The 12718-nt window shown below is 68.5% G+C and carries 11 protein-coding genes; 3 read left to right on the top strand and 8 right to left on the bottom strand.

Features of this window, described 5'->3' with window-relative positions:
- Positions 1-181: 181 nt before the first annotated feature.
- From ACFY04_RS24515 to ACFY04_RS24485, 7 genes are all read right to left on the bottom strand, one after another.
- Positions 182-1579: a nucleobase:cation symporter-2 family protein gene (locus tag ACFY04_RS24515; RefSeq protein ID WP_389119600.1), complete on the bottom strand. Its 1398-nt coding sequence runs from the start codon at positions 1577-1579 to the stop codon at positions 182-184.
- 382 nt (positions 1580-1961) lie between these two features.
- The gene (locus ACFY04_RS24510) at positions 1962-3365 is read right to left on the bottom strand and encodes an 8-oxoguanine deaminase (protein WP_389119586.1); all 1404 of its coding nucleotides are present in this window, start codon (positions 3363-3365) and stop codon (positions 1962-1964) included.
- 190 nt (positions 3366-3555) lie between these two features.
- Positions 3556-4479 carry a factor-independent urate hydroxylase gene (gene pucL, locus ACFY04_RS24505; protein ID WP_301365107.1) on the bottom strand — a complete coding sequence of 308 codons (924 nt, stop codon included), beginning with the start codon at positions 4477-4479 and terminating at the stop codon, positions 3556-3558.
- 1 nt (position 4480) lies between these two features.
- Entirely contained in the window at positions 4481-4870 is a 390-nt protein-coding gene (gene uraH / locus ACFY04_RS24500; RefSeq protein WP_030390359.1) for a hydroxyisourate hydrolase, read from the bottom strand.
- Between the two features lie 2 nt (positions 4871-4872).
- Complete coding sequence (uraD, locus tag ACFY04_RS24495; protein WP_389119583.1) at positions 4873-5394, bottom strand: 2-oxo-4-hydroxy-4-carboxy-5-ureidoimidazoline decarboxylase; 522 nt, start codon at positions 5392-5394, stop codon at positions 4873-4875.
- A 154-nt stretch (positions 5395-5548) separates the two neighbouring features.
- Positions 5549-5947: a helix-turn-helix domain-containing protein gene (locus tag ACFY04_RS24490; RefSeq protein ID WP_389119580.1), complete on the bottom strand. Its 399-nt coding sequence runs from the start codon at positions 5945-5947 to the stop codon at positions 5549-5551.
- Positions 5944-6195 (bottom strand): thiamine-binding protein, encoded by a 252-nt coding sequence (locus ACFY04_RS24485; RefSeq protein ID WP_078913322.1) that lies wholly within the window; start codon positions 6193-6195, stop codon positions 5944-5946. The genes ACFY04_RS24490 and ACFY04_RS24485 overlap by 4 nt, the downstream gene beginning before the upstream one ends.
- Before the next feature lie 125 nt (positions 6196-6320).
- Between ACFY04_RS24485 and ACFY04_RS24480 the strand changes: the two genes are divergently transcribed.
- The 3 genes from ACFY04_RS24480 (at position 6321) to ACFY04_RS24470 (ending at position 9789) form a co-directional block, all read left to right on the top strand.
- Entirely contained in the window at positions 6321-7154 is an 834-nt protein-coding gene (locus ACFY04_RS24480) for a TIM barrel protein (RefSeq protein ID WP_327738274.1), read from the top strand.
- A gap of 75 nt (positions 7155-7229) precedes the next feature.
- Positions 7230-8120: a 2-hydroxy-3-oxopropionate reductase gene (locus ACFY04_RS24475; protein ID WP_389119579.1), complete on the top strand. Its 891-nt coding sequence runs from the start codon at positions 7230-7232 to the stop codon at positions 8118-8120.
- A gap of 211 nt (positions 8121-8331) precedes the next feature.
- Complete coding sequence (locus tag ACFY04_RS24470) at positions 8332-9789, top strand: catalase (RefSeq protein ID WP_389119578.1); 1458 nt, start codon at positions 8332-8334, stop codon at positions 9787-9789.
- Between the two features lie 1063 nt (positions 9790-10852).
- On the opposite strand, the gene gcl is transcribed toward ACFY04_RS24470, so the two are convergent.
- Positions 10853-12640: a glyoxylate carboligase gene (gcl, locus tag ACFY04_RS24465; RefSeq protein ID WP_389119577.1), complete on the bottom strand. Its 1788-nt coding sequence runs from the start codon at positions 12638-12640 to the stop codon at positions 10853-10855.
- Between the last annotated feature and the right edge of the window lie 78 nt (positions 12641-12718).

Here is a 12718-nt window from a genome sequence, read left to right as displayed (position 1 = left end):
CTAACCCCGCGGGGGGGGGGGGGGGGGGGGGGGGCCCCCCCCCCCCCCCCGGGCGGGGGGGGGGCGGCCCCCCCCCCGGGCCCCCCCCCCCCCCCCCGGGGGGGGGGGGCCCCCCCCCCCGCCGTGCTGCCCGGCCGGACCGGGCGGAGGCCGGGCAGGGAGCCGGGCAGCGAGCCGGGGGTCAGTGCACCGGTACCGGGTCCGGCGCGGCCCCTGAGGCCGCGCCCTTCCTGGCGCCGAGGTGGTTGAAGGCGAGGTTCAGCAGGATGGCCACGACGCACCCGGTGCTGATGCCGGAGTCGAGGACGACCAGCAGGTCCTTCGGGAAGGCGTGGTAGAACTCCGGCGCGGCGATCGGGATCAGGCCGATGCCCACGGAGGCGGCGACGATCAGGGCGTTCTCGCCCTTCTCCATGGCCGCCCCGGCCAGGGTCTGGATGCCGCTGGCCGCGACCGAGCCGAAGAGGACGATGCCGGCGCCGCCGAGGACCGGCAGCGGGACCACGCCGATGACGGAGGCCGCCATCGGGCACAGGCCGAGCAGGACGAGGATCCCGCCGCCCGCGGCGACGACGAAGCGGCTGCGTACCTTGGTCATGGCGACCAGCCCGATGTTCTGGGCGAAGGCGCTGCACATGAACCCGTTGAACAGCGGGCTGATCGCGCTGCCGAGGGTGTCGGCGCGCAGGCCGCCCTCGATGGTCTTCGCGTCCGCCGGACGGCCGACGATCCTGCCCAGCGCCAGGATGTCGGCGGTGGACTCGGTCATGCAGACCAGCATGACGATGCACATCGAGATGATGGCCGCGACCTGGAACTGCGGGGCGCCGAAGTGGAAGGGGGTCGGGAAGCCGACCACCGAGGCGTTCCTGACGGCGTCGAAGCCGGTCATGCCGAGCGGGAGGGCGATGAGGGTGCCGGCGACCAGGCCGAGGAGGATGGATATCTGCTGGAGGAAGCCGCGCAGGAACTTGCGCATCAGCAGGACGATCACCAGGGTGACGGCGGCCATGCCGATGTTCCGCATGGAGCCGTAGTCGGTGGCGGTGCGGTTCCCGCCCTGTGACCAGTTGAAGGCGACGGGCAGGAGCGAGACGCCGATGAGGGTGATGACCGTACCCGTGACGACCGGCGGGAAGAAGCGGACGAGCTTGCCGAAGTAGGGGGCGGCGAAGAAGCCGACGGCCCCGGCGACGATGATCGCGCCGAAGATAACGGGAAGGGCGTTCGCCCCCTCCCCCTTGCCGATCGCGATCATCGGGGTCACACCGGCGAAGGAAACGCCGTTGACGAAGGGGAGTTTGGCGCCGATCTTCCAGAACCCGAGGGTCTGGAGGAGGGTGGCGAGGCCTGCGGTGAAGAGCGAGGCGCCCATCAGGAAGGCGGTCTCGGTGGCGGAGAGTCCGACGGCCGGGCCGACGATCATGGGCGGGGCGACGACACCCGCGTACATGGCGGCCACGTGCTGGAGACCGCTCGTGAACATTTTCAGCGGAGGCAGGGTCTCATCGACCGGATGCTTCTCCTCCGGTACTGCGACTGCATCTGCATCTTTGCGAAACCTGGGCGCCTGGGCCACGGCTTCCTCCGTTCGGTTGAACACGCCGGCAGGGGACGTGGTGTCTTGGAGGTGGTGCGAAAGCGGTGCGAGTCGAGCCTGTATGCGGTTGTGGGTGGTGCGAATGCTTGTCCCAAGGGGTGCGGAAACGAGTCGCCCGATCATCGGTTCCGCGCTGCGATCCAGCTCAGGACCCCGGCAGGAGCGAGCCGGACCGGTTTGTGAGCTGGAGGTGCCGCGGCAAGGGCGCGATGCGCGCGCCGCGGGGCTGTTTGCATGAGTCACCGCCCCCGGGGCGCCTTCGGATTTCCTCAGGCGCTCCCCGGGAACGGCTGCCCACGGACCCCGCTCGGGTCCGCGGCTGCCGGCCGGGGGCCGTCCCCCCCGGCCGGACTCCGTGGGATCAGGCCTGCGCGGAGATCCGCGCGAGGCGCTGGGCCTCTTCCCGCGTGGACACGGCGATGGCGTCCTCGTCGGCGAAGAGGAGGCGGTTGTTCTCGACGATCTGCTTGCCGTTGACGAACGACGCGGTGACCGGGGCCGCCGCACCGAAGACCAGCGCGGTGACCGGGTCGGCGATCGAGGAGTGCAGGAGGGTGTTCAGGTTCCACAGCACCAGGTCGGCGCACTTGCCGGCCTCCAGCGAACCGATGTTGTCGGCACGGCCGAGGACCTGGGCGCCACCGTACGTACCGAGGCGCAGGGCCTGGCGCGCGTTCAGGGCGCGCTCGCGGTGGACCGGGTTCAGGCGGTTGATCAGCAGCGCGTTGCGCAGCTCGGTGTGCAGCTCACCGGACTCGTTGGAGGCGGTGCCGTCCACGCCGAGGCCGACCGGGACACCGGCGGCGAGCATGTCCGGGACGCGGGCGATGCCGGCGGCCAGACGGGCGTTGGAGGACGGGCAGTGCGCGACACCGGTCTTGGTACGGGCGAACGCGGCGATGTCGGAGTCGTTCATGTGGACGCTGTGCGCCATCCACACGTCCTCGCCGAGCCAGCCGGTCGACTCGAAGTAGTCGGTCGGGCCCATGCCGAAGAGCTCGTGGCAGAACTTCTCTTCCTCGACGGTCTCAGAGCCGTGCGTGTGCATGCGCACGCCGAGGCGGCGGGCCAGCTCGGCGCCCTGCTTCAGCAGCTCGGTGGAGACCGAGAAGGGGGAGCAGGGGGCGACCGCTACCTGCGTCATCGAGTCGAAGGAGGCGTCGTGGAACTTCTTGACGGTCGCCTCGGTGTCGGCGAGCGCGCCTTCGAGGGTCTCGACGGCGTGGTCCGGCGGCAGGCCGCCGTCCTTCTCGCTGCGGTCCATCGAGCCGCGGGCGAGGGTGAAGCGGACACCCATCTCGGACGCGGCGCGGATGATCGAGCCGGACAGGTCGCCGGAGCCCTTGGGGAAGACGTAGTGGTGGTCCATCGCGGTGGTCACACCACCCTTGGCCATCGCGGCGAGGGAGCCCTGCGCGGCCGTGTACGTCATCTGCTCGTCGATGCGCGCCCACGTCGGGTACAGCGCGACCAGCCAGTTGAAGAGGTTGTGGTCGGTGGCCAGACCACGCGTGATCCACTGGTAGAAGTGGTGGTGGGTGTTGACCAGACCGGGGGTCACGAGGTGCCCGGTGCCGTCGATGCGGCGGACCACGTTGTCGAGGTTCTCGGGGGCCTTGCCCGCGCCGATGGACTCGATCCGGTTGCCGGCGATGACGATGTGACCCGAGGCGTACTCGGTGTCGTTCGCGTCGACGGTCGCGATCGCACAGTTCTCGATGACGATGCGCAGGGCGGCGCTGTCATGGGCTGCCGATGCTGCCATGGGACTTCCTCGTGCTTTCAGTGGCGGTGCGGGCACGGCAAGGCCCAGGAGATTTGAGTGCCGGAGCCGGGGGCCTTGACAGCTGACAGTACTGCCGCCCCGTGTGATACGTCCGGGTGCCGATTCGGGAAGCTGGGGAGTGTCGCGCGGTCCCGGGGCCACTGCGGAGCCCCGGGACGCGCGTGCCGCGTCAGAGGTTGGTCATGTCCACGGGGATGCGGGCGTCGACGCCGTCCCGGAGAACAGTGGCCTCGATCAGACCGTACGGACGGTCCGCGGCGAAGTACACCTCGTTGTCGTTCTTGAGGCCGAAGGGCTCCAGGTCTACGAGGAAGTGGTGCTTGTTCGGGAGCGAGAAGCGGACCTCGTCGATCTCCGAACGGTGGTTGATGATGCGCGAACCCATCTGGTACAGGGTCTGCTGCAGCGACAGGGAGTAGGTCTCCGCGAAGGCCTGCAGCATGTGCTTGCGGACCTCGGCGTAGGACTTCTCCCAGTTGGGCATCCGCTGCTCGTCGTCCGACCAGTTGAAGCGCCAGCGAGCCGACACCTGGGTGGCCAGGATGCGGTCGTAGGCCTCCTTCAGCGTCGTGTACTTGTCCTTCACGTAACCCCAGAACTCGGAGTTCGTGGAGTTCATGACGACGAGGTCCTTGAGGCCGGAGATGACCTCCCAGTTCGTACCGTCGTACGTGATCTGGGTGACGCGGGTCTCCATGCCCTGGCGGACGAAGGAGTGGTTCACCTCGTCGGAGCCGATGAACTTGGAGTTGGCGTCCGAGGTGGCGATCCGGTCCCAGGCGTACTCCTCGATCCGGATGCGCGCGCGCTTGATCGGCTCCTGGCTGGTGACGAACCAGCGCGCCAGGTGGATGCCGAACTGCTCGGCGGACTCGATGCCGTACTCCTTGGCGAACGCGTACACCGTGTTCTTGGTGGTGTCCGTCGGAAGGCAGTTGGCGTTCGAGCCGGAGTAGTGGACGTCGTCCATGTCGCCGGAGAGGGCGACCGAGACGTTCAGGTCCTTGATGTGGTGCGTGTCGCCGTCCCGCGTGATCTTGACGACGCGGTTCTCTGCTTTGCCGTACTGGTTCTGGCCCAGAATCGTGGCCATGCTAGCTCCCTCGGTAAACGGAGTAGCCGAACGGGTTGAGCAGCAGCGGTACGTGGTAATGCTCGCCCGGGTTCACCGCAAAGGTGATGGTGACCTCGGGGAAGAACGCACCGCTGTCCCTTACGCGGGGGGCGTCCTGCTGCGCCTCGGCTTGCTTCTTCTCGAAGTACGTCTCGGTCTCGAAGTCGAGACGCACGTGTGTGGTGCCCTCCGGCAGCGCCGGCAGGTCCTTGCAGCGCCCGTCCGCATCGGTGGCGGAGCCGCCCAGGGCCGCCCACTCGCCGTCGAGGCCCGTGCGGGCCGACAGGGAGATGGCGACGCCCTCGGCGGGCTTGCCGATGCTGGTGTCCAGGATGTGCGTGGACACCGACGCAGTGGTCTCGGTGCTCATGGTCACGCTCCTTCTGCTTCTGCGAGTTCGACGAGACGGGTGAGGCGGATCTTGTTGATCTTGACGAGCTCGCCGCGGGCGATCTCCCGCTCCTGCTCCGGCGAGTTGTCGATCCGGACCTTGACCGCGTCACGCATGAACTCACCGGTCGCACCGGTGGCGCAGATGAGGAAGACGTGGCCGAACTTGTCCTGGTAGGCCAGGTTCAGTTCGAGGAGCTCGTTCTTGAGCTCCTCCGAGGCACCGGCCATGCCACGCTGCTCGCGGGCGGAGGTCGGGTCTCCCGGCTTCGGGCGGCCGATCGGCGCGTGGCCTCCCATCGCTTCGCCCAGGTCGTCCGCGGTGAGCTCCGCCATGGCGGCTTCGTTCGCGGCGAACAGGGACTCTGCGGTGGCGAAGGGGCGCTGGGCGAGCAACGTGCTCCCCCACGCCGAACTGGCGCACACCTCGTGCAGCTCGGCCGTGGCCGCGCCGTCGTCCAAGGTGTTGAACCGGGTGAGACCCGGGGTCGGACTCGAAGTCACGGTAGGCCTCCGTGGCCTGTTGTTGCTTTGACGGGCTGCGCATAGCTAACGCCCTCGACAACACGGCGTCAACACTTTGTTGAAACTTCCCGTACACAAAAGCCGCCGCCCGGGTGAATTGGGCGGCGGCTCGTCACCGTGAGTCAGCCGATGTTCACTCCTGGCTGCCCTTTCCGGTCCCCTTCGGGGCGCTCGAATCCCGGTTCAGGTAGTTGTAGACGGTGAAGCGGCTGACACCCAGGGCGCCCGCGACCGTTTCCACGCCGTGCCGCACGGAGAAGGCGCCGCGCGCCTCCAGTATCCGTACGACGTCCTGCTTGGACTTCCGGTCGAGCTGGGCCAACGGTACGCCGTACCGGCGCTCCAGGGCCGCCAGGATGTGATCCAGCGAGTCCGAGAGCTGCGGCAGGCGCACGGCCAGCAGGTCCTGGCCCTCCCAGGCGAGCACGACGTCGTCGGGCTGCGCCAGGGCGGGATCCATCAGCTCGCCGCCCATGGCGTCCACCAGCGGCTTGACCGCGGTGACGAAGGGATGATCGCGGGGCTCGGTCATGACATCTCCTCCCCGATCACATTGACCTGGAGCGAGACACGCGTGGCGCCGGCCTCCAGGGAGTCACGCAGCAGCGCCCCGACTGCGGCCAGCACCCGGTCGGCCTCACCCTCGGCGGTGTTGCCGAACGGGCCGACGTCCACCGCGTCCAGCTGGGCCTTCTGGATGACCTCGCGGGCCGCCACGGCATGGGCAGGAGCCTCTTCCAGATCGAAGGGCTCGGTCGTGAACTCCACTCTCAATCGCACGCCGTCAAGCTACCCCGCGGTCGTGATTTTTCGGGAGTCCGCACTTGACATCCACGCGGAACCCCATGCAGTCTTCCATCAAGCAGAAAATAACTTCCGCAATACGGAAGGAGCGCACACCCCTCATGGGATACACGGACCAGCGCTTCGATGTGAACCTGTCGATCCTCTTCACGGAACTCCCGCTTCTGGAGCGTCCCGCGGCTGCCGCCGCGGCGGGCTTCACGGCGGTCGAGCTGTGGTGGCCCTGGATCGAGACCCCCACCCCCGCACAGGAGGAGCTCGACGCACTCAAGAAGGCTCTTGAGGACGCCGGCACCCAGCTGGTGGGACTGAACTTCTACGCCGGCCGGCTGCCGGGCCCGGACCGCGGTGCGGTCTCGGTGCCCGGTGAGGAGTCGGAGCGCTTCAACGCCAACATCAACGTGGCCGCGGACTTCGCGGCCTCGGTGGGCTGCAAGGCGCTGAACGCCCTCTACGGCAACCGCGTCGAAGGCGTGGAGCCGGCCGTTCAGGACGAGCTCGCCCTGAAGAACCTGGTCGTGGCGGCTCAGGCCGCGGACCGCGTCGGCGCGATCCTCCTGATCGAGACCCTCAACAAGCCCGAGTCGCCGCTCTACCCCCTGGTGAGCGCACCGGCCGGCATCGAGGTCGTGGACAAGGTGAACGAGGCCACCGGCCTCGGCAACGCCAAGTTCCTGCTCGACCTGTACCACCTGGCGATGAACGATGAGGACCTCTCCGAGGTCATCGAAAAGTACGCCGCCAAGACCGGGCACGTCCAGATCGCGGACAAGCCCGGACGCGGTGCCCCCGGCACCGGCGAGCTGCCCCTGGAGGAGCTGCTCGACCAGCTGAAGAAGGCCGGATACGAGGGCTACGTAGGCCTGGAGTACAAGGCCGCCGACGCTGCCGCTTCCTTCGCATGGCTGCCGGCCGAGGCCCGCGCCGCGAAGTAGGCGGACAAAGTCCGGGCGATCAGCCAGGCACCTCACGAACTTTTCGTACAAAGCATTAAGAGAAGGACCCTCATCATGAGCAACCTCCCCAAGATTGCCTGGATCGGCCTCGGAATCATGGGCTCCCCCATGGCCGAGAACCTCCTGAAGGCCGGCTACCCGGTCACCGGCTTCACCCTGGAGCAGGACAAGCTGGACCGCCTGGCCGCCGCCGGCGGCGCCGCGGCCGGCTCGATCGCCGAGGCCGTGGCGGACGCCGACGTCATCATCACGATGGTGCCCGCCTCCCCGCAGGTCGAGGCCATCTCCTACGGTGAGAACGGCATCCTGGAGAACGCGAAGTCCGGCGCGCTGATCATCGACATGTCGTCGATCACCCCGCAGACCTCGGTCGACCTCGCGAAGAACGCCGCCGCCAAGGGCATCCGCGTCATCGACGCCCCAGTGTCCGGCGGCGAGGCCGGCGCCATCGAGGCCGTCCTGTCGATCATGGTGGGTGGCGAGCAGGCCGACTTCGACGAGGCCCTGCCGGTCCTCGAAGCCCTCGGCAAGGTCATCGTCCTGTGCGGCCCGCACGGCTCCGGCCAGACGGTGAAGGCCGCCAACCAGCTCATCGTCGCGGTGAACATCCAGGCGTGCGCCGAGGCCGTCGTCTTCCTCGAGAAGTCCGGCGTGAACCTCCAGGCCGCCCTGGACGTCCTCAACGGCGGTCTGGCCGGCTCCACGGTCCTGACCCGCAAGAAGGACAACTTCCTGAACCGCGACTTCAAGCCCGGTTTCCGGATCGACCTGCACCACAAGGACATGGGCATCGTCACCGACGCCGCCCGCAACGTCGGTGCCGCCCTGCCCGTCGGCGCGGTCGTCGCCCAGCTGGTCGCCTCGCTGCGCGCCCAGGGTGACGGCGGCCTGGACCACTCGGCCCTGCTCCGTGCCGTCGAGCGCCTCTCCGGCGCTCAGATCTGAGCACTTCCCCTCTCGCAGGGGATCTGAGTTTCCGGATGGCGCCGGTGCTGACACCTGTCCTGTCGCGCCCAAGCGCCGGCGCCGTCCGGATTACCACTCACCCTTCAACTTCGTTCAACAAACTGTTGACGTTTAGTTCGTGCCGAAATTAGGCTGTTCCGCATGACGGAAGACGCTTTCCGTCAGCAGTTACCCCGTACGGAAGGTCACCATGTCGAAGCGCACGCTGACGACCGAGTCCGGCGCCCCGGTCGCCGACAATCAGAACTCCGCCACCGCCGGCGTCGGTGGCCCGCTCCTGGTCCAGGACCAGCAGCTCCTCGAGAAGCTCGCCCGCTTCAACCGTGAGCGCATCCCGGAGCGTGTGGTGCACGCCCGCGGCTCGGCCGCGTACGGCTACTTCGAGGTGACCGACGACGTCACCGCGTACACCAGCGCCGCGTTCCTGAGCACGGTCGGCAAGAAGACCGAGACCTTCCTGCGGTTCTCCACCGTCGCCGACTCGCTCGGTGGCGCGGACGCGGTCCGCGACCCGCGCGGCTTCGCGCTCAAGTTCTACACCGAAGAGGGTAACTACGACCTCGTCGGCAACAACACCCCGGTGTTCTTCATCAAGGACCCGATCAAGTTCCCCGACTTCATCCACTCCCAGAAGCGCGACCCCTTCACGGGCAAGCAGGAGCCGGACAACGTCTGGGACTTCTGGGCGCACGCCCCCGAGGCGACGCACCAGATCACCTGGCTGATGGGTGACCGCGGCATCCCGGCGTCGTACCGTCACATGAACGGCTACGGCTCCCACACGTACCAGTGGACGAACGAGCAGGGCGAGGCCTTCTTCGTCAAGTACCACTTCAAGACGAACCAGGGCATCCGCAGCCTCTCGGGCGAGCAGGCCGCCGAACTCGTCGGCAAGGACGCGAACTCGCACCAGACCGACCTGCTGCAGGCCATCGAGCGCGGTGTGAACCCCTCGTGGACCCTGTACGTGCAGATCATGCCGGCCGCCGAGGCCGCGGACTACCGCTTCAACCCGTTCGACCTCACCAAGGTGTGGCCGCACAGCGACTACCCGCTGCAGCGGGTGGGCCGTCTGGTCCTCGACCGCAACCCGGACAACGTCTTCGCCGAGGTCGAGCAGTCCGCCTTCTCCCCGAACAACTTCGTCCCGGGCATCACCGCCTCGCCGGACAAGATGCTCCAGGGCCGTCTCTTCGCGTACGCCGACGCCCAGCGCTACCGCCTCGGTGTGAACCACACCCTGCTGCCGGTCAACGCCCCGAAGGCGACGAAGGCCGACAACTACGGCCGCGACGGCGTCATGGCGCTGCGCAACGGCTCGCGCCACGACAAGAACTACGAGCCCAACTCGTACCAGGGTCCGGCCGAGACCGGTCTGGCGCTGGGCGCCCCGAAGGCCGTCTCCGGCTACACGGGCACCCACGAGGCCCCGGCCCACACCAAGGACGACGACTTCTTCCAGGCCGGTGAGCTCTACCGCCTGATGTCGGAGGCCGAGAAGCAGCGTCTGGTGGCGAACATCGCCGGCGGGCTGTCCCAGGTCACCCTGGAAGACGTCATCGAGAAGAACCTGGCTCACTTCCACGCCGCCGACGCCGACTACGGCAAGCGCGTCGAGGAGGCCGTCCGCGCCCTGCGCGACGCCTGAGCCACCCGGATGTACCGGGGGCCTGACGGGAGGTCAGGCCCCGGGTGCTCAGCCCGACCCGTGGACCCGGATGAGGGGTGGTACACGGTGAGGGCAGGACGAGGACCGTGGCGAGCGTGCGAGCCAGTGCGGTGGTAATGGGTTCCGAGGCCCGTCTCTTGACCTGAGGGAGACGACGCCGGAGTTCTCGTCGCACGCCCGCCACGGTCCCAGCCATTCCTCTTCGTACAGGGGCTGCGCACAGAGCCCCCTGCACGCGGAGGTACCCACCTCCCCACACACTCCGCCCGGCGGTGCGAACGTCCTGTCGCGCCAGCCTCGCACCGTCGGGCGGTAACAAACCAGAGCGCCGAGTCACGGACGGTCCCGTGACTCGGCGCTTTGCCGTGTCCGTACGGAACCCCGCCCCGGGACAGGAACGCTCCCCAGTGGCCCTTGCGGAAGGTGTCCTCGCCGGGTTCGGTGTCCAGCGCCTCACGGTCGAACACCAGCATGCCGAGGAAGAACAGCCCTCCCAGGAGGAGCCGGCCGGCCACGACCACGACGGGGACCAGCGCCTCCCGCGGCGTCACGAGGACGAACAGCGCGAGCAGGGTCCAGACCAGCGCGCAGAGCGCGACCGGCAGCTCCAGGCGTCCGAGGTCGAAGGCGCCCTCCTGGCGGCCCAGGCGGCCGCGCACGGCCAGGTCCCCTGTCGGTATCCCCCGCGCTCGACATCGGCCCCGGCATCCGCCCTGGCATCGGCCTCGACGGAGGCGTCGCCGTCGCCGTCGCCGTCACGGTCCTGCCCGCCCGTCGAAGCCTCCGCCACCCCGGCCACCTCACTCTCCGCTGTCCCCCGCGGCAGCGGCGGAGCACCGGTCAGCGTCCTCTGCCGGGCCGCCCGCACGGGCCGTCGGCGGTCGACACACGTGACGAAGCCCCGAACGGACGCCGCCGTACGGGGCCGTCACGGCGGCGCCTCCGACCGCGGCGGCGCCGGAACACGGAGCGACCCCCGCCCTCCTTGCGGGGGACGGGGGTCGCCGCGTACAGCCGGACCGGGTGATGGTCCTCGGGGGGATCAGACCTGCAGGGCCTTGATCGCGGTCGGGGCGTGGCCCGGCTCGGTCGCGAGCTCTTCGAACTCGGTGACGTCGCTCATGTCGACCGTCTTGCTCATCGCGATGTTGGTGATGCGCTCCAGGATGGCCTCGACGACGACCGGGACCTGGAACTCCTGGGCCAGCTTCTTGGCCTCCTCGAAGGCCTCGCCCAGCTTGTCCGGGTCGGTGACGCGGATGGCCTTGACGCCCAGGCCCTCGGCGACCTTGACGTGGTCGACACCGTAGACACCCAGCTCGGGGGTGTTGATGTTCTCGAACTCGAGGTTGACCTCGAAGTTGATGCCCAGGCCGCCCTGCGCCTGACGGATCAGGCCCAGGTAGGCGTTGTTCACGAGGACGTGGACGTAGGGGACCTTGTGCTGGGCGGCGACCGCCAGCTCCTCGATCATGAACTGGAAGTCGTAGTCGCCGGACAGCGCGACGATCGGGGTCTCCGGCTCCGCGGTGGCGGCACCGATGGCGGCCGGGATGGTCCAGCCGAGCGGGCCGGCCTGGCCGCAGTTGATCCAGTTGCGCGGGCGGTAGACGTGCAGGAACTGCGCCGCCGCGATCTGGGAGAGGCCGATGGTGGTGACGTAGCGGGTCTCGGGGCCGAACGCCTTGTTCATCTCCTCGTAGACGCGCTGCGGCTTCAGGGGGATGTTGTCGAAGTGCGTACGGCGCTGCAGGGTCGCCTTACGGTCCTGCGCCGAGGCGGCCCAGGCGGAGAAGTCCGGCAGCCTGCCCTCGGCCTTCAGCTCCTTGGCGATCTCGATGAAGAGCTCCAGCGCGGCCTTGGCGTCGGAGGCGATGCCGAAGTCCGGGGCGAAGATCTTGCCGAGCTGGGTGGGCTCGATGTCGACGTGGACGAACTTGCGGCCCTTGGTGTAGGCGTCCAGGTTGTAACCGGTGTGACGGTTGGCCCAGCGGTTGCCGATGCCGAAGACGAAGTCCGACTCCAGGAACGTCGCGTTGCCGTAGCGGTGCGCGGTCTGCACACCGACCATGCCGGCGGCCAGCTCGTGGTCGTCCGGGATGGTGCCCCAGCCCATCAGGGTGGAGATGACCGGGACGCCCGTCAGCTCGGCGAACTCGACCAGCAGGTCGGAGGCGTCGGCGTTGATGATGCCGCCGCCGGCGACGATCAGCGGGCGCTCGGACTCCAGCAGGAACTGCAGGGCCTTCGCGGCCTGGGCGCGGGTGGCCTGCGGCTTGTAGACCGGCAGCGGGGAGTAGGTCTCCGGGTCGAACTCGATCTCGGTCAGCTGGACGTCGATCGGGAGGTCGATCAGGACCGGGCCCGGACGGCCGGAGCGCATCAGGTGGAAGGCCTCCTGGAACACGCCGGGGACCTGCGCGGCCTCCAGGACGGTCGTGGCCTTCTTGGTGACCGGCTTGGCGATCGAGGCGATGTCGACGGCCTGGAAGTCCTCCTTGTGGAGCTTCGAGACCGGGGCCTGACCGGTGATGCAGAGGATCGGGATCGAGTCCGCGATCGCCGAGTACAGGCCGGTGATCATGTCCGTGCCGGCCGGGCCCGAAGTGCCGATGCAGACACCGATGTTGCCCGCCTTGGCACGCGTGTAGCCCTCGGCCATGTGCGAAGCGCCCTCGACGTGGCGGGCGAGGGTGTGCGCGATGCCGCCCACGTTCTTGAGCTCGCGGTAGAACGGGTTGATGGCAGCACCGGGGACGCCGAACGCTTGTTCGACACCCTCGAGCTTGAGGATCTCCACTGCAGCGGCGGCGGCTGTCATACGAGGCATCGAGTTCTCCTGCGGGTCTGGCGGTCAGGCTTTTCCGTAATCCGGAAGTTTTGTTCTGCTATACGGAACAAGCTAAGC

Origin of the sequence: Streptomyces sp. NPDC001549, from assembly GCF_042894025.1 — a bacterium.
Lineage (GTDB): Bacteria > Actinomycetota > Actinomycetes > Streptomycetales > Streptomycetaceae > Streptomyces > Streptomyces kutzneri.
This window is presented reverse-complemented; position numbering and strand designations above follow the sequence as displayed.